At 67.3% G+C, this 14882-nt stretch carries 12 protein-coding genes and 1 pseudogene; 4 read left to right on the top strand and 9 right to left on the bottom strand.

Annotated elements, in window-relative coordinates; all coding sequences use genetic code 11:
• Nucleotides 1-92: 92 nt before the first annotated feature.
• Together H7F38_RS08425 and H7F38_RS08420 are read right to left on the bottom strand one after the other, a co-directional pair.
• Entirely contained in the window at nt 93-896 is an 804-nt protein-coding gene (locus H7F38_RS08425; protein ID WP_187093689.1) for a hypothetical protein, read from the bottom strand.
• Between the two features lie 127 nt (nt 897-1023).
• Nucleotides 1024-3324, bottom strand: coding sequence for a sodium-translocating pyrophosphatase (locus H7F38_RS08420; RefSeq protein ID WP_187094562.1), 2301 nt, complete (start codon nt 3322-3324; stop codon nt 1024-1026).
• A 366-nt stretch (nt 3325-3690) separates the two neighbouring features.
• Here H7F38_RS08420 and H7F38_RS08415 point away from each other — a divergent pair, with 366 nt between their 5' ends.
• A complete protein-coding gene (locus H7F38_RS08415; protein WP_187093688.1) occupies nt 3691-5703 on the top strand; it encodes a serine/threonine-protein kinase in 2013 nt (670 codons plus the stop codon).
• 49 nt (nt 5704-5752) lie between these two features.
• Nucleotides 5753-8104, top strand: a complete 2352-nt coding sequence (locus tag H7F38_RS08410) for a DEAD/DEAH box helicase (RefSeq protein ID WP_255498292.1) — start codon at nt 5753-5755, stop codon at nt 8102-8104.
• Nucleotides 8105-8123: 19 nt separating this feature from the next.
• Here H7F38_RS08410 and H7F38_RS08405 read toward each other — a convergent pair whose 3' ends face one another.
• The 4 genes from H7F38_RS08405 to H7F38_RS08390 form a co-directional block, all read right to left on the bottom strand.
• Nucleotides 8124-8441, bottom strand: coding sequence for an Rv3654c family TadE-like protein (locus tag H7F38_RS08405; protein ID WP_222618544.1), 318 nt, complete (start codon nt 8439-8441; stop codon nt 8124-8126).
• Nucleotides 8442-8487: 46 nt separating this feature from the next.
• Nucleotides 8488-8877, bottom strand: a complete 390-nt coding sequence (locus H7F38_RS08400; protein ID WP_255498291.1) for a TadE family type IV pilus minor pilin — start codon at nt 8875-8877, stop codon at nt 8488-8490.
• A complete protein-coding gene (locus tag H7F38_RS25525) occupies nt 8874-9206 on the bottom strand; it encodes a DUF4244 domain-containing protein (protein WP_222618543.1) in 333 nt (110 codons plus the stop codon). The genes H7F38_RS08400 and H7F38_RS25525 overlap by 4 nt, the downstream gene beginning before the upstream one ends.
• A gap of 673 nt (nt 9207-9879) precedes the next feature.
• Entirely contained in the window at nt 9880-10830 is a 951-nt protein-coding gene (locus H7F38_RS08390; RefSeq protein WP_187093685.1) for an alpha/beta hydrolase, read from the bottom strand.
• 123 nt (nt 10831-10953) lie between these two features.
• On the opposite strand from H7F38_RS08390, the gene H7F38_RS08385 reads away from it, so the two are divergent.
• Nucleotides 10954-11364 (top strand): MarR family winged helix-turn-helix transcriptional regulator, encoded by a 411-nt coding sequence (locus H7F38_RS08385; RefSeq protein ID WP_187093684.1) that lies wholly within the window; start codon nt 10954-10956, stop codon nt 11362-11364.
• 65 nt (nt 11365-11429) lie between these two features.
• On the opposite strand, the gene H7F38_RS08380 is transcribed toward H7F38_RS08385, so the two are convergent.
• Nucleotides 11430-12053: a TetR/AcrR family transcriptional regulator gene (locus H7F38_RS08380; protein ID WP_187093683.1), complete on the bottom strand. Its 624-nt coding sequence runs from the start codon at nt 12051-12053 to the stop codon at nt 11430-11432.
• Nucleotides 12046-12882 (bottom strand): alpha/beta fold hydrolase, encoded by an 837-nt coding sequence (locus H7F38_RS08375; RefSeq protein WP_187093682.1) that lies wholly within the window; start codon nt 12880-12882, stop codon nt 12046-12048. The genes H7F38_RS08380 and H7F38_RS08375 overlap by 8 nt, the downstream gene beginning before the upstream one ends.
• Between H7F38_RS08375 and H7F38_RS25935 the strand changes: the two are divergent.
• Nucleotides 12781-14305, top strand: a pseudogene (locus H7F38_RS25935) (low temperature requirement protein A). The gene H7F38_RS08375 and the pseudogene H7F38_RS25935 sit on opposite strands and share 102 nt — an antisense overlap.
• A gap of 214 nt (nt 14306-14519) precedes the next feature.
• Here H7F38_RS25935 and H7F38_RS08365 read toward each other — a convergent pair.
• A complete protein-coding gene (locus H7F38_RS08365; protein WP_187093681.1) occupies nt 14520-14837 on the bottom strand; it encodes a hypothetical protein in 318 nt (105 codons plus the stop codon).
• Nucleotides 14838-14882 lie beyond the last annotated feature (45 nt).

Genomic DNA, 14882 nt, shown 5'->3' with positions numbered 1-14882 from the left:
GCGACCACCCGGCCGTGCTGGTGGCAACGGAAGACGCAGAAGGCCGGTACCGCTCTGGTGAACGGTACCGGCCGTCAGTGCTACCGGGAGTCTCAGCCGCCGCTGGCGGTCTTCAACTTCGCGCACGCGGGCAGGGCTTCGAAAGCCGCCTGGGTCTGCGGGGTCAGCTTCAGCGAACCGAGATCCTGCAACGGACCCAGCGCCGTCGTCATGGTGGTCGACAGACCCGACAGTGCCGTGGAGAAGGATGACGGATCCTTTGTGACGTCGATGGCCTTCAGCTTCGCCGCGTTGGCGGTGAAGACCGGGCCGGCCGTCTGCAGCGCCGTCACGACCTTGCTCGCGAAGGCCGGTCCACCGTTGAAGGTCGGCGGTGCGAGGTCCTTCAACTTCGCGGCGGTATCGGTGAACGACCGGCCGAAGGTCTGGTAGAGGTCCACGATGGCGGCCTGCGCCTTCGCCGGGTTGGTGGCCTGCGCCGCGATCGAAGAACCCGCGCTCTGAGCCAGCGTGACGACCGGCGTGAAACCGCCGCAGAAGGTCGAGAACCACGCTGCGCTCGCCGCGTCGAGAGAGCCGCTGCTGTCTCCGACGGTGGTGGTGGCGGTCTTGCTGGACGAGGTGTCCTGGCCGGAGGAGGGCGACGCTGCGGAAGCGGCGGTCGAGCCGGAAGTGGCAGGGCCACTGGACACCGGGGCACCGGAGGCCGCGCTGCTGGCGGCTTCGCTGGAGGGTGCGCTGCTCTGCGAAGCGCTGGAGGCCACGGCCGGTGCCGAGGATGCGGCCGATGATGCGGTGGACGCCGACGTGTTGGCGGTGGCGGTGCCGCTGGTCGAACTGCACCCGGCGAGCAGCACGGCTGCTCCCAGAGCGGCCATCAGGCTGATGCGCTTCATGTGTGAACTCCTCGTGGTGGATGCAGGCGTGTCGTCGAAGCAGACCTGCGCCCGGTCACGCTAACAAGGACGACGGGTGGCCCGCAGCGTTTCCGGCTCTTCGCGCGATGACGAGATGGAATCGAGATCAGTCGGTCAGGACGGATGCCCGCCGCTTGGAGACGACCAGCGCGACCACGATGACGGCCACCGCGACCAACGCGATCGCGATGCGCAGGCCGGTGTTCGTGCCCGTGCCGATCGACAGCGAGATGACGGCCGGCGCGATCAGCACGGCGACCAGGTTCATCACCTTGATCAGCGGGTTGATGGCCGGGCCGGCAGTGTCCTTGAACGGGTCGCCGACGGTGTCGCCGATGATCGTCGCCTCGTGGGCCGGCGACCCCTTCCCGCCGTGGTTGCCATCTTCGACGAGCTTCTTGGCGTTGTCCCAGGAGCCACCGGAGTTGGCCAGGAAGACGGCCATCAGGGTGCCGGTCCCGATCGCACCGGCCAGGTAGCCGGCCAGCGGCCCCACGCCGAGGCCGAATCCGACCGCGATCGGCGCGAACACCGCGAGCAGGCCCGGGGTGGCCAGTTCCCGCAGCGAGTCGCGGGTGACGATGTCGACCACTTTCCCGTATTCGGGCTTGTTGATGCCCTCCATGATTCCCGGGATCTCCCGGAACTGGCGGCGGACCTCGCGCACCACCGCACCGGCCGCACGCGAGACCGCGTTCACCGCGAGACCGGAGAACAGGAACACCACCGCGGCACCGATCAGGACGCCCACCAGGGTGTCCGGGGAGGCGACGTTGGCCTTGAAGAAGTGCGTCAGCGGATCCAGGTACTTCGAGGCATTGGCCTCCGTGCTGCCGATGGCCTTGGTGACGGCGTCCACGATCGCGTTGGAGTAGGAGCCGAACAGCGCCGTGGCGGCCAGCACCGCCGTGGCGATGGCGATGCCCTTGGTGATGGCCTTGGTGGTGTTGCCGACGGCATCGAGATCGGTGAGGATCTTCGCGCCCTCCTCCGAGACCTCGCCGCTCATCTCGGCGACGCCCTGCGCGTTGTCCGAGATCGGCCCGAAGGTGTCCATCGCGACGATCACGCCGACGGTGGTCAGCAGGCCGCAGCCGGCCAGGGCGATCGCGAACAGCGCCACGAAGATCGACCCGGAGAGCAGGAACGCCCCGTAGACGGCCGCGGCGATCACCAGGGCGGTGTAGACGGCCGACTCGAAACCGACCGAGATACCGGCCAGGATGACGGTTGCCGCGCCGGTGAGCGAGTTCTTCGCGACGTCCTGCGTCGGCTTCTTGCCGGTGTCGGTGAAGTAGCCGGTGAGGACCAGGATGACGGCGGCCAGCACGATGCCGATGATCACCGCGACGATGGCGATGACGGCCGGATTACCTGGCAGGGCAGCGATCTCGGGTGAGACGCCGACCAGCGCCGAGAACTTCTTGGGCAGATAGACCAGTGCGGCCACCGAGCAGAGCACGACCGAGATGCCGGCCGAGATGTAGAACGAACGGTTGATGGTCGCCAGTCCGCTCTCGGTGGATCTGGCCCTGGTGATGTACACGCCGATGATCGCCGTCAGGACGCCGAGCGCGGGCACGATCAGGGGGAAGACGAGCCCCTTGTCGCCGAACGCGGACGAACCCAGGATCAGCGAGGCGACCAGCGTGACGGCGTAGGACTCGAAGAGGTCGGCGGCCATCCCGGCGCAGTCGCCGACATTGTCCCCGACGTTGTCCGCGATGGTCGCGGCGTTGCGCGGATCGTCCTCGGGGATGCCCTGCTCGACCTTCCCGACCAGGTCGGCGCCCACGTCGGCGGCCTTGGTGAAGATGCCGCCGCCGACCCTCATGAACATGGCGAGCATGGCGGCACCGAAGCCGAAGCCCTCGAGCACCTTGGGCGCGCCGCCGGCGTAGGCGAGCACCACGACGGCTGCGCCCAGCAGGCCGAGGCCGGTGGTGGCCAACCCGACCGAACCGCCGGTCCGGAAGGCGATCTGCATGGCGCGCTCGCGGCCCTCGGTGTTGGCAGCCGCGGCGACGCGGACGTTGGCCCTGGTGGCCAGCCACATGCCGGTGTAACCGATGGCCGCGGAGAAGCCCGCCCCGACCAGGAAGAAGACGCTCCGGCCGATTCGTTCTCCGGTGGTGTCCGCCGGCAGGACGAACAGCAGCGCGAAGACGATCACCACGAAGACGCTCAACGTCCGGAACTGGCGGCCGAGATACGCCGCTGCGCCCTCCTGGACCGCAGCCGAGATCTCCTGCATCTTGGGTGTGCCCTTGCCCGCGGCGAGCACGCCGAGTCTGAGCACGAAGGAGATGACGAGAGCGACGACGGCGACCACGCCGACCGCGATCACGATCGTCCGGTCACTGCCGCTCAGCGAGATGTTGGTAGAAGTGCTGGCGGCCAAGGACATGTCGTTCATACGGCTCCTGATCCATTGCGCAACGCGCATCTCGTTCGGCGCCGGACGACGAACGGGGCGACCGGCGCTGGTCGACAAAAAACAAGCGACGCCGGTGGTCAGACCGGCGCGAGTGAGATCACTGTAGGGCAGGGGGTATGACCGACGTCACGACAGGGCGGGGAGGACCGATCGCTGTTTCGATTCAGGTGATCGCCGTCACATGCAGTTACCTTTACGGCACTGTCGGGCGTCCTGCTGCGGGCATCGCCTGGCGGACGTCCTGCGAAGTGACGGTGATAGCGCTCACTTTGCAGGACGTCCGCGACAATCGAGGTCACACCCACGACGGGAAACGGACGGAGCGAGACGCCTCACATGGAGATCCCCGGATACCGGAACCTGACCGTGCTCGGTCGGGGCGGCTTCTCGACGGTCTATCGGGCGGTCCAGGAGTCGGTCCAGCGCGACGTGGCGCTCAAGGTGCTCGGCGTGCACATGGCCGGGGCCGACGCCAAGGTCAGATTCAGCCGCGAGTGCGCGACGAACGGCCGGGTCGGCACGCACCCGAACATCGTGACGCTCTTCGACTCCGGTTTCGCCGACGACGGCTCGCCCTACCTGGCCATGCAGCTGTGCTCCGGCGGTTCGCTGTCCGAACGGCTGCGGGCGACCGGTGCGCTACCGGTCTCGGAGGTGCTGCGGATCGGGGTCAAGATCTCCGCCGCGCTCCAGTACGCGCACAGCGCCGGTGTGCTGCACCGGGACATCAAGCCGGAGAACATCCTGATCTCCGACTTCGGCGAGCCCGAACTCGCTGATTTCGGCATCTCGTCGGTGGACGACCAGCGACTGTCAACGGTGACGGCCTCCTCCTTCACCATCAACCACGCGGCACCGGAGGCGCTCGCCGGTGCGCCGTCGTCGGTGTCGACGGACGTTTACAGCCTGTGCTCGACGCTGTACACGCTGGTCGCCGGTCATACCCCGTTCACCGCCCCGAGTTCGACCGCGCTGGTCGCGCTGGTCAACATGGTGATGAACCAGCCGGCCCCGTCGACCGGACGAGCCGACGTGCCGGACAGCCTGGAACGGCTGCTGGCCGCCGGACTCTCCAAGACACCGGCGCTCAGACCGGTCGATGCCAGGGCGGTCGGGACGGCGCTGCAGCAGATCCAGGGCGAGCTCGGACTGCCGGTCACCGAGTTCCCGTCCGCCCCGCCGCCGCTGACCTTCTCCCCCACCCAGACGTTCTCGCCACCGGGCGGCGCGGTCCCTGGCGGTGCGGGTGTTGCGGGTGTTGCGGGAGCCGGTCTGGCGGGGGTCGGTGTTGCAGGAGCCGGTCTGGCCGGGGCCGGTGTTGCTGGGGCAGGTCCGGCCGGGGCGCTCGACACCGGCAACCTGCCGCCGACCGGTGCCATGCCGCCACCGGGTACGCGGCGTCCGATGATCGACACCGGCGCCCGCCCGGCGGCCCAACCTCCGGTTCCGCTGGCACCCACGTCGCTGGATCCGGCCCTGCCTCCCGCCGGCACGGGCCAGTGGGGTGCGTGGGCCAGCGAGGTGGGCACCGGGCAGGCCCGCAACCCGGGGCCGGCCGACGACGGCCACTTCCATCCGGTGCCGCCGGTGATCATCCCGCCGGTGGACCGGGCCGGGCCCGCCGGTCCGGGCCGCGGTCCGGACCGACGCGCCTGGTGGATCGCCGCGATCGTCCTGACGGTGCTGATCGTGGGTGCCGGCGTGTACTTCCTCGCCATCCGCAAGTCCTCCCAGGCCGGTCCGAACCCGCCGGCTCCGATCGGCTCGTCGGCCGCACGCTCCCCGGCCACCTCGCCATCGCCCAGGTCCTCCGCCACGCCGACGAAGAAGTCCAGCACGTCGCCCAGCACCAGCCGGTCAGCACCGACGACGTCCGCGTCGACCAGCCGGTCGAGCAGCTCCCCCACCAAGGTGGCCGCTGCCCCGGCGGTGATCACCTCCTTCGGGTCCAGCACGTTGCCGGCCGGGAACGTCGACTGCGCCACTCCCAGCTCGATGGTGACCATTGCGATGACCTGGCAGACCCAGGGAGCGACCAGAGCGTGGATCGGGATCGATACGAACGACGCCTCGAAGGGCCCGGCCGCACCGGTGGCCACGTCCAGCGACAACTACGGCCTGCAGTACGCATGCTCGGCCGCGAGCCACGTCTTCACCCTGACGGTCGCCAACGCCGACGGGACGACCATCAGTGCCTCGGTGACCTATACGTCCAGGTTCCCGCCGTCCACGACCCCGGCACCCACCACCCCCACGACACCCACCACACCGACGACACCGAGTTCACCCGCGACCTCCTCCTCGACGACCAAGCCGACCACTCCGGCGTCGAGTACTCCCGTCAGCTGACCCCGGCGCGGTGTTCGGCGCTGTCGGACCGGGGCGCGACAATGATGCGGTGACCCGCCCCGACCGCCGCAGCGACGATCTGCTCGCTGTGCTGCGCAGGGGTGGGGACCCGTCGGCCGTCACCCACGTCGAACGCCTGCCCCGGCAGGCCGGAACGACTGCTCCTTGGCCACGGTGGGTGCCGGAGGCAGTGGTGGTGGCACTGCGGAACAGAGGGGTCGAGGCCCCGTGGCTTCATCAGGCCGAGACGGCGGACCTGGCCAACGCCGGACGACACGTCATCCTGTCCACCGGTACCGCGTCCGGAAAGTCGCTCGGGTACCAACTGCCCGTGCTCGCTGCCCTGCTGGCCGATCCCGCGGCCTGTGCGATCTACCTGGCTCCGACCAAAGCGCTCGCCGTCGACCAGATGGCCTCGCTCCACTCGCTTTCGCTGCCGGGGATCCGGCCGGCACTGTTCGACGGTGACACCCCCCTCGACGAGCGGGACTGGGTGCGGGGGCACGCGAGATGGATCCTGACCAACCCGGACATGCTGCACCGCGGCATCCTGCCGTCCCACGCCCGTTGGGCCCGCGTCCTGCGCCGCCTGGAGTTCGTGGTGATCGACGAATGTCATTTCTACCGCGGCGTGTTCGGATCCCATGTCGCACTGGTGATCCGGCGGCTGCGCCGGCTGGCCCGCATGTACGGGTCGGATCCGGTGTTCATCCTGGCGTCGGCCACGGTGGCCGACCCGGCAGCGGCGGCCCAACGGCTGATCGGCTCGGAAGTGATCGCCGTGTCCAGGGACACCGCGCCGAGATCCGGGGCTGACTTCGTGCTCTGGGAGCCGCCGGTGATGGTCGACGTCGAAGGCGAGAACGGCGCGCCCGTCAGGCGTTCCGCCCCGAACGAGGCCGCACGGATGATGGCCGACCTGGTGTCTGCCGGCGCGCGCACGCTCACCTTCGTCCGGTCCAGGCACGGCGCCGAGCAGACGGCGATGACCACCCGTCGGCGGCTGGCCGACACCGATCCCGATCTGGTCGACACCGTCGCCGCCTACCGCGGCGGATACCTTCCGGAGGAACGCCGGGAGCTCGAGAAAGCGCTTGGCTCAGGCGCTCTGAGGGGAGTAGCCACCACCAACGCACTGGAACTCGGCGTCGACATCGCCGGTCTTGATGCAGCCCTGCTGGCCGGGTACCCCGGCACGCTGGCCTCGGTCTGGCAGCAGGCCGGGCGGGCCGGGCGCGGGAACCAGCGCGCCCTGGTCGTCTTCGTCGCCCGTGAGGATCCGCTGGACTCGTACCTGGTCCACCATCCGGAGGCGGTCTTCGGCAAGCCGGTCGAGGCAGCCGTGATCGATCCGGGCAACCCCTACATCCTGGGCCCGCACCTGGCCTGCGCTGCCGCCGAGAACCGGCTGACCACCGATGATCTCGCGTTGTTCGGAGACCGTGCCCAATCGGTGATCGACGACCTCGTGCTGCAAAGGGTGCTGCGGGTGCGGCCGGCGGGATGGTTTCACCACGACACCCGCCACCCCGGCCACACGGTCGATCTGCGCGGCTCCGGCGGCGGCCAGATCGCCATCGTCGAAGCCGATACCGGCCGGTTGCTCGGGACGGTCGACGAGGCCCGCGCTCCGGCCTCGGTGCATCCAGGTGCCGTCCACCTGCACCGTGGCCAGACCTACGTGGTGCTCGATCTGGATCTGGAGGCCGGGGTTGCGCTGGTGCAGCCAGATCGTCCGGAGTGGTCGACGATGGCCAGGTCGGTCTCCACCGTCGAGATCACCGAGACCGATGCACGCCAGGGGTATCCCGTGGTCGGGCCGGGGATGCGTCCGAGCGGCATCGCCGTCGGACTGGGGCGGGTGCGGGTGACGGAACAGGTGGTCGGCTACCTGCGCCGTCGCCACGGCGGCGAGATGATCGACATGATTCCGCTGGACATGCCGGAGCACGTACTCGACACCCGGGCGGTCTGGTACACCATCAGCAACGAGATCCTTTCTGGTGCAGGTATTCTCGACCGGAACATTCCCGGTGCGCTGCACGCCGCCGAACACGCCGCGATCGGTCTGCTGCCACTGTTCGCCGGCTGTGATCGGTGGGACATCGGCGGACTGTCCACCAATCTGCATCCGGACACCGGCGAACCGACCGTCATCGTCTACGACGGCTACCCCGGCGGAGCGGGCTTCGCCGACCGCGGCCACGCGGTGATCGGTCCATGGCTGCAGGCCGTCCGGGACGCGGTGAGCAGCTGCCCCTGTTCGTCCGGATGTCCGTCCTGCGTTCAATCACCCAAGTGCGGCAACGGGAACCAACCCCTGGACAAGGCCGGAGCCGTCGTGGTGCTCGACCTGGTCCTTGCCGCTATGACACCCGCAACGGCTGCCCTGACGGCCTGACGCTGCCGTGGCCTATCGTTCAACCGGCCGAGACGGGGCCGGCCCGGGCGTGGGCGTGCGCCGCACCGCCCCAGGACGAGGTTCGCACCTCCAGCAGAACATCCAGTCCCTGCGCCGTGCAGGACACCAGTGTGGCCCGGTTGGCCTCCACGACGACCCGCGCGCGCCGGCAGGCCTGGTCAGATCCCACAAGTATGTGGGCCGCGCCGGCCAGGGCGCCGAGATCCGCCGCGGTCTCGGCCTGCTCCCTGGCCAGCATGACGCCGCCGAGCCGCATTCCGATTCCGGTGACCACGAGAAACAGCGCCACGCACAGGCATGCGAAAATGGTGGACACACCGGCCTCCTCCCTCTCTGATTCCTCGCTCCGCTTGTTGTCGCACTCAGCCATCAGTCACCCCCTGTTCCTTGACCGCAGTCGCAGTGGCACCCACCGACACTCCGGGCAACAGACCACTCACTGCCCCGACATGCACTGTTGCAGTGACCATGTCACCGTCGAATTGCACCGTCAGCACCGCGCCCTGCGGTGCGATCTGCGCGACTGCCGCCGCGGCGGCCGCGCTGTCGCCCCTCCCGGACAGCCGAGCCGCCTCCCGCGCCGCGTCCACACATCGCATCTGCGCGATGACGCACCCGATCCCGGCCAGACACGCAGCCACGACGACCGTCAGGACTGCGAGCACAAGCGCCGCCTCCACGGTGACGCTGCCTCTGTCGCCCACACGGCCGAGTCGCGTTCCGTGTCCGTGCCGGGAGCGGATGGTCGTCACAGCGACGTGTGCATCGCCGAATTGACGAGGCTCGTGAGCCCGGCAACCACCGAGTCACCGGTCACGATCTTGTAGAGCACTGCTGCGAACGCCGCCGCGACGACGGTGCCCACCGCGTACTCGACGGTCGACATCCCCTCGTCGGCAACAGTTTCCACTGCATCTTCGGCAGGAACGGCAGCCAGCACACACGGGCCGTTGTCGGGACGGTCCAGGCTCACCCGCCGACGCTCCCACAACTGCTCGGCGAACCAGCGCCGAAGTCTTCGCACCACAGCCACTCCCCTCTCGTGCACCGACGTCTGCCGGTGGAAGGAGCGTGCCAACACTGGGACCGACTGTCCACGAACACTTCGGAAATGTGGACAACTCGAGGCATGGGGACAACCCCGAGCACTTCACCCCCGCGGCGCCAGCACCTGAGGCACCGACGGTTCGTTGGCCCCGCGGCTGCCAGGTTCGGACTGGACGGCCACCGGCCGGCTGGGCGTCGTGGGTGCTCGATCGAGATCGGATTCCGTCGCCGCGTGAGGAAGCTCCGGCCTCTGGCGCGTCTCCAGGCCCTTGCGATCAGCCATGACATGTCGCGGGTCTTCCGTCATGTGACGCGGTGCTGGCGGTGGTTGCGGACGCGCTCAGATCGCATGGCGCCGACGCAGGTAATACTTGGCAGATAACGAAGCTCTACACGCCAAGCAGTACCGTGCCCAGCATCGCTACCGCCGAGCCAGCCTCGTTCACTGACATCCCCACCGAAGTCGCGGCACAGACATGTAGGCCGGCAAACTTGCGCCAGACTCGCCCGGAACCGTTGCAGCGGTGGAGGTGTACCGACACGTGCGGGATCGTCGGCCGCAGGCCCGACGGCAGGTACGCCAGCTCACGGCGGACGGTGTCGCACGCCCGGAGCGCCGCACTTGTGGTGGCATCAGCCTTGCACCCGCTATCTCACAACGGACTGGGCCTCGTCGGCGAGTCAAGGCGAACCCGGTCTACTTGGGATCAGTTGCTTTGGGCGGTCAGGAACTCCTGGTAGAAGGTGTCGAGGGTGTCGACTGCTTCGTCGACGTACTTCGGCTCGTCGTACATCTCGTAGTGACCGGCGCCCTGGACGACGTGGAAGTTCTTGGCGTTGGGGGCCTTCTCCCAGAGGGCCAGACCGTCAGCGTAGGAGAACGTGGTACCGATGCGACCCCCGACGATGACCTGGAGAGGCTGGGTGAGGAGTTCCTCGACCAGGTTGAAGGCGTCGTAGCCCAGCATCATGGCGTCGCTGGTGAAGTAGCGGCGGTTGGTGGAGTTCTCGCTGTAGCCCCGCGGGGTGCGGTAATAGCGGACCGCTTCCAGCGTATCCACGTCGGTGATGCCGAACGCTGCGGCTTGCTCCTCGGTGTCGGGGATCCACATGTTGCGGTCGATCTTCAGGCCGCCCGCAGCAGCGGTGCGCCTGTCACCGACGGCTTCGATCATGGCCACCGCCGCACGCTTCGAAGAGGTATCGCCTTGGCGGAACGCTCGGCCGACGTTCACCGGTACGACGGTTCCGAGGGCCTTGATGCGGTGTTCGGTCAAGGTAGCGCTGACCGCGTAGCCGCCACCGGCGCAGATGCCAAGGGCCCCGATCCTGTCGTTGTCGACGTAGTCGAGGGTGGTGAGGTAGTCGACGGCGAAGCGGATGTCGTCGATCCGCGCGGCCGGGTTCTCGAGATCACGCGGCTGGCCTCCGCTCTGGCCCTGGAAGCCTGGATCGAGGGCGAGCGCGAGATACCCTCGGTCTGCGAGGCCTCGACCGTAGTTGGCACCGATCTGCTCCTTGACGCTGCTGCCAGGGGTCGAGATGACGATGGCGGGATATTTTGAGTTCTCGTCGAAGCCCTCGGGCAGGTGCAATTGCCCGGCGAGGTTGAAGGTGTCGTTGGCGAACGTGACGTCACGGGTTGAGGAGGCGGGCATGTCGATCCTTCCGAACGGAGTGGGGTGGTCGGCTAGACTGTTCCAGTCAGCATGCAGTACAGAACTACGTCAGTACAACTTCCCACTAGTACGAAACTGTACCACTTCGATCGAAAGGGTCGTATGCGCACATCGAACGCCGCGCGGATCTGGTCGCTCAACCAGCAGGTCCTCACACGCGTCATGAACGACTGCGCGCCCGACATCGAAGCTCTTGGGCTGGAGGCCAAAGAGTTCCTCGTTCTCGGCGAGGTCGACGACTGCCGCTATCCGGCCGAGCTGGCAGTCAGACTGGTCCTTCCCAAGCCGAGCGTGACCGTCTACTTGAAGAACCTGGAGGCCAAGGGTTTCGTCCGACGAGAGATCGACCCCGGCGACCTCCGCCGGCACCGTTTGGCGGTGACCCCGACCGGCATCAAGACCCTTGCGGAAGCGGTCAGGATCCTGTCCGCAAAGTTCGACGAATGGCTTGTGCGCCTCGACCTCGAGGAGCAGTCAGAGCTGCAACGGCTGTTGGCAAAGCTACTCGACTGAGACCGGATGCACCGCCGCACCGAATAGCTGATTTCGTCAAATCGGTAAAAGGGGGCGAATGCAAGCTAGTGCAGCGTCGGCTCGATGCCGTCGACTGCGAGCGAACCGGGGCCGGAGCCGGCGGTGTGCAGGCTCTGCAGGCCCTTGTCGATGAAGTTGATCATCCAGGTGAAGCTTTCATCGACGTCGGTGTCGTAGCGGAATCCGCCGCCCGCTTCCAGTGTCGCGAATCCGTGCAGCATGCTCCGCAGCATCCGGAGAGCGTGGATTTCCTGGCGGGATTCGATCTCGTATCCGCGCAGCATGGCTGCCCAGGATGCGACCACCCGGTTGGTCACCGCGATGAGCGGATCGTCGTCTCCGGTGAACTGGGCAGCGTTCCCGGACGCGTATCGGCCGGGGTGGTCCTTGACGTAAGTACGCATTGCCTGTGTGCCGGCCGTGAGTGCGTCGGTGCCGGCCCTCCCCTGGGTTGCGTCGCGCAGCACGTCGCCGAGTTCGGTCCCGGCCAGCACGGCGATGCGGTGGAAGAGGTCAGCCTGGTTGTCGACGTGCTTGTAGAGCGCGGGGGTTTTGACCCCGAGCCGATCGGCGAGCAGACCCATGCTGAGCTGTTCGTAGCCGACCTCGTCGGCCAGGGCGGCGCCGGCCTCGGTGACCGAAGCCGGCCCGAGCCCGGCCCTAGGCATGTGGAAGCGCCCTGGCCAGGAAGGGCAGGACCACGGCGAGCACCTGCTCGGGCGCCTGGGCATGCGGGTAGTGCCCGACACCTTCCAGGACGACCAGCTCACCAAGACCGTCCGGAAGGTCGGCGATGATTTTTTGGCCCTCAGCGCGTGGATCGGCCCAGTCGGGGTCCAGGGTGCCCTCGACGATCAAGACGGGACAGCGGACGTTCTTGAGCTGCGCGGCGGCGTCGGTCGGCTTGGATCTACACATCGCCTGCAGCGCCTTCATCCGGCCGGGTTCGGTCATCTTGGCGTCGATCCGGGCTGATTCAGCCTGCCAGTCCACTGGTTTCGTCGGGTAGGCCAGGTCGAGGTACTTCTTCCAACTCGGCAGGCTCCCCAAGAGCATGGCTCGTCCCAGGTCCATCGTGCCGCGCCGGTAACGCTTCACCCCCAACAACGCGCCGATCGAGTACGACACCGCTCGCGTGAACGGTGCCAGCTCGACCAGGCCGACGATGAGGTCCGGTGCGGTAGCAGCCGCAATGGTCGCGGCGCCGCCACTGATGGACTGACCGATGATCCCGGCCGGTCCGCCGAGGTGACGCACGACTGCCACCAGATCCCCGGCGATATCGGTGCGGCTGTAGCCGTTCCAGCCGAGACTGGAGTCACCGCAGCCGCGGATGTCGACGCTGGCGACACGGTAACCGGCGGCGGCCAGGGCCGGGGCGATGAAGCGGTACGAATGCCGGCTGTCACCGATGCCGTTGGCGAGGACCACGAGTGGTCCGTCACCGGTCAGGTCGTAGGCGATGGTGTTGCCGTTGATATTCAGATGCTCGGTCATTGCGTCCTCCTGGCACGGGTTAATGGTCTTAACTTGAAGTTAGGGGTATTATCCAGCTATGTCAACCGCTGTGAGGGCGCTCATGCGCTGCTCGAGAACGTCATCGGCCGAGTGACTCTCAAAACCTCGGTCGGTGGTGGAGCAAGATCTTCGGCGGCGGACCTGCGGTCATCACGAGCTCCACTGGCGACCGAAGATGCCGCTACCTGGGCCCGTGGTGGTCCGTCGGCAACGGCGTCAGGAGCTCGGAGCGACAGCAGGATCGCGGCGCACGTGAGTCACCCGAACGCCGTCGGCGAATCCGAGGATGCCCGCACCGAGAGACAGGCAAGTTGGGCAGAGCTCTTCTTCGACCTGGTCGCGGGAGTGGCAGCCCTGGCTCACGTCCTCGAGGTCGAACTGGACGCTGCTGCACTGGGCCTCTATGCGCTGCTGTTCCTGGCCTTCTGGCTGACATGGACGACGTTCATGCTCTACAGCAACGTCGCAGCCGACCAGACCCGCGTGCTGCGACTCCTGGTCGGAATGTTCGGTATGGGAGTCATGGCGGCATCGGTGCCCGGCATAGCCGACACGATGCTCGGCGGCAGCGGGGGCGACCGTCCATCGACCGTGTTCACGATCGCGTACATCGCCACCCGCATCTACGGGTCGCAATCCTGGCGCCGAGGTCAGGTGCTGCTCGATTTCCCGGTGGTTCAGTACTCAGGCGGACTGTTGCCATGGCTGGTGTCGATGTGGGTCGGGGAGCCCTGGAAACTTGCACTCTGGGCGCTGGGCGTCGGATTGGACCTGCTACTGATCTGGATCCTGTCCAGTGGGCCCGGCGTTCCTTTCCGAGCGACTTGGACCATTCGTGATCATCGTGCTCGGCGAATCGGTCGTGAAGATCGTCAGCAGTGCAGCTGACGCCCCGTACAGCCTCGGGTTGCTGGCCACCGGAATTGCCTCGTTCGTGTTGCTGGCGGGTATGTTCGGGCTCTCCGTCGTCTTCGGCCATGCCGGTCTACCGCACCTTCGCGCGGGCCGAATCCCGACCCGGGCTGCCCTCGGCCTCCATGCGCTGGTCACAGCAGTGGTCGCCACGGTTGCTGTCTCGCTCTCTTCGATGATCGACCACGGTTCCGACCCGCTGTCCGACAAAGGCCGCTGGCTGCTGTGCGGGGCGATCGCGACCTATTTCAGTCTGGGGGTGGTCACCGGGGTCGTGAGCCGTAGTTCTGATCTGGAGAGGGCGATTTCTCGCTTCACGACCGGAGTGGCAGCTCCGCTGCTACTGGGCGTGCTCGGCACCGATGTCGGGGGCCGGACACTGGTGATCTGCCTGGCCATCCTGGTCCTGGCCCATCTTGGGTTCGAAAGTCGATTACCACCCGTCCGGGACCGCAGTCGAGCAGCGGTAGAAAGGCCCGACATCTCGTAGCCCAGCCAGGGGTTGGAAATCGCCCGAGCCCTGGAAGTTTTCGGTCCCATTCGGGCTGCACTCAACGCATTGGGCGCATCATGAGCAGCCAGCGCCGCTCAGATCGAGCGGTGACTTTTGGGTCATCTGAGTCCGATTCGCCCGAGTTGGGTCACCACTCGATGCATCGAGCAGCAAATCATGTGGCCGAGATCGATGACCCGCACACGTGACCTCAGTCCGGATCGTCGACCGCGTGTCTTTCACCGACCACTTCCCCACCTGACCACCCGGACTTTCCGGCGATCGGATGAGGTTGATCCTTGACCACTTCATCGCCCGACCAGCCGCCGTCTTCGTCCGGTCCATCGGGCTGACCATCGCCGCGGTCCTCGACCACCTCATCCCCCGACCAGCCCGCCGACACGGCCGGTTGGTCACCGTGGTCGTGGACCACCTCACTCGCGCTCCAGCCGACGGATCTTTCTGCCGGCGGTGTGGGGTCGACCGGTTTTTCCTGGTCACTGCTGATGTCCTTCTGTTCACTGCTCATACCGGGATCATCCACTGATTCCAGCGGAATTGGTCCCGATCCCCA

The sequence above is a fragment of the Nakamurella sp. PAMC28650 genome, from assembly GCF_014303395.1.
Classification (GTDB): domain Bacteria; phylum Actinomycetota; class Actinomycetes; order Mycobacteriales; family Nakamurellaceae; genus Nakamurella.
Note: the sequence above shows the minus strand (reverse complement) of the source record. Positions and strands in the feature narration are given on the sequence as shown.

Bases quoted from the DNA above. Each gene is read 5' to 3' on its own strand.
- H7F38_RS08420 (WP_187094562.1), bottom strand. From the start codon at position 3,324: ATGTCCTTGGCCGCCAGCACTTCTACCAACATCTCGCTGAGCGGCAGT.
- H7F38_RS08380 (WP_187093683.1), bottom strand. From the start codon at position 12,053: ATGCCTAGGGCCGGGCTCGGGCCGGCTTCGGTCACCGAGGCCGGCGCC.
- H7F38_RS08390 (WP_187093685.1), bottom strand. From the start codon at position 10,830: ATGCCCGCCTCCTCAACCCGTGACGTCACGTTCGCCAACGACACCTTC.
- H7F38_RS08385 (WP_187093684.1), top strand. From the start codon at position 10,954: ATGCGCACATCGAACGCCGCGCGGATCTGGTCGCTCAACCAGCAGGTC.
- H7F38_RS08425 (WP_187093689.1), bottom strand. From the start codon at position 896: ATGAAGCGCATCAGCCTGATGGCCGCTCTGGGAGCAGCCGTGCTGCTC.
- H7F38_RS08415 (WP_187093688.1), top strand. From the start codon at position 3,691: ATGGAGATCCCCGGATACCGGAACCTGACCGTGCTCGGTCGGGGCGGC.
- H7F38_RS08375 (WP_187093682.1), bottom strand. From the start codon at position 12,882: ATGACCGAGCATCTGAATATCAACGGCAACACCATCGCCTACGACCTG.
- H7F38_RS08365 (WP_187093681.1), bottom strand. From the start codon at position 14,837: ATGAGCAGTGAACAGAAGGACATCAGCAGTGACCAGGAAAAACCGGTC.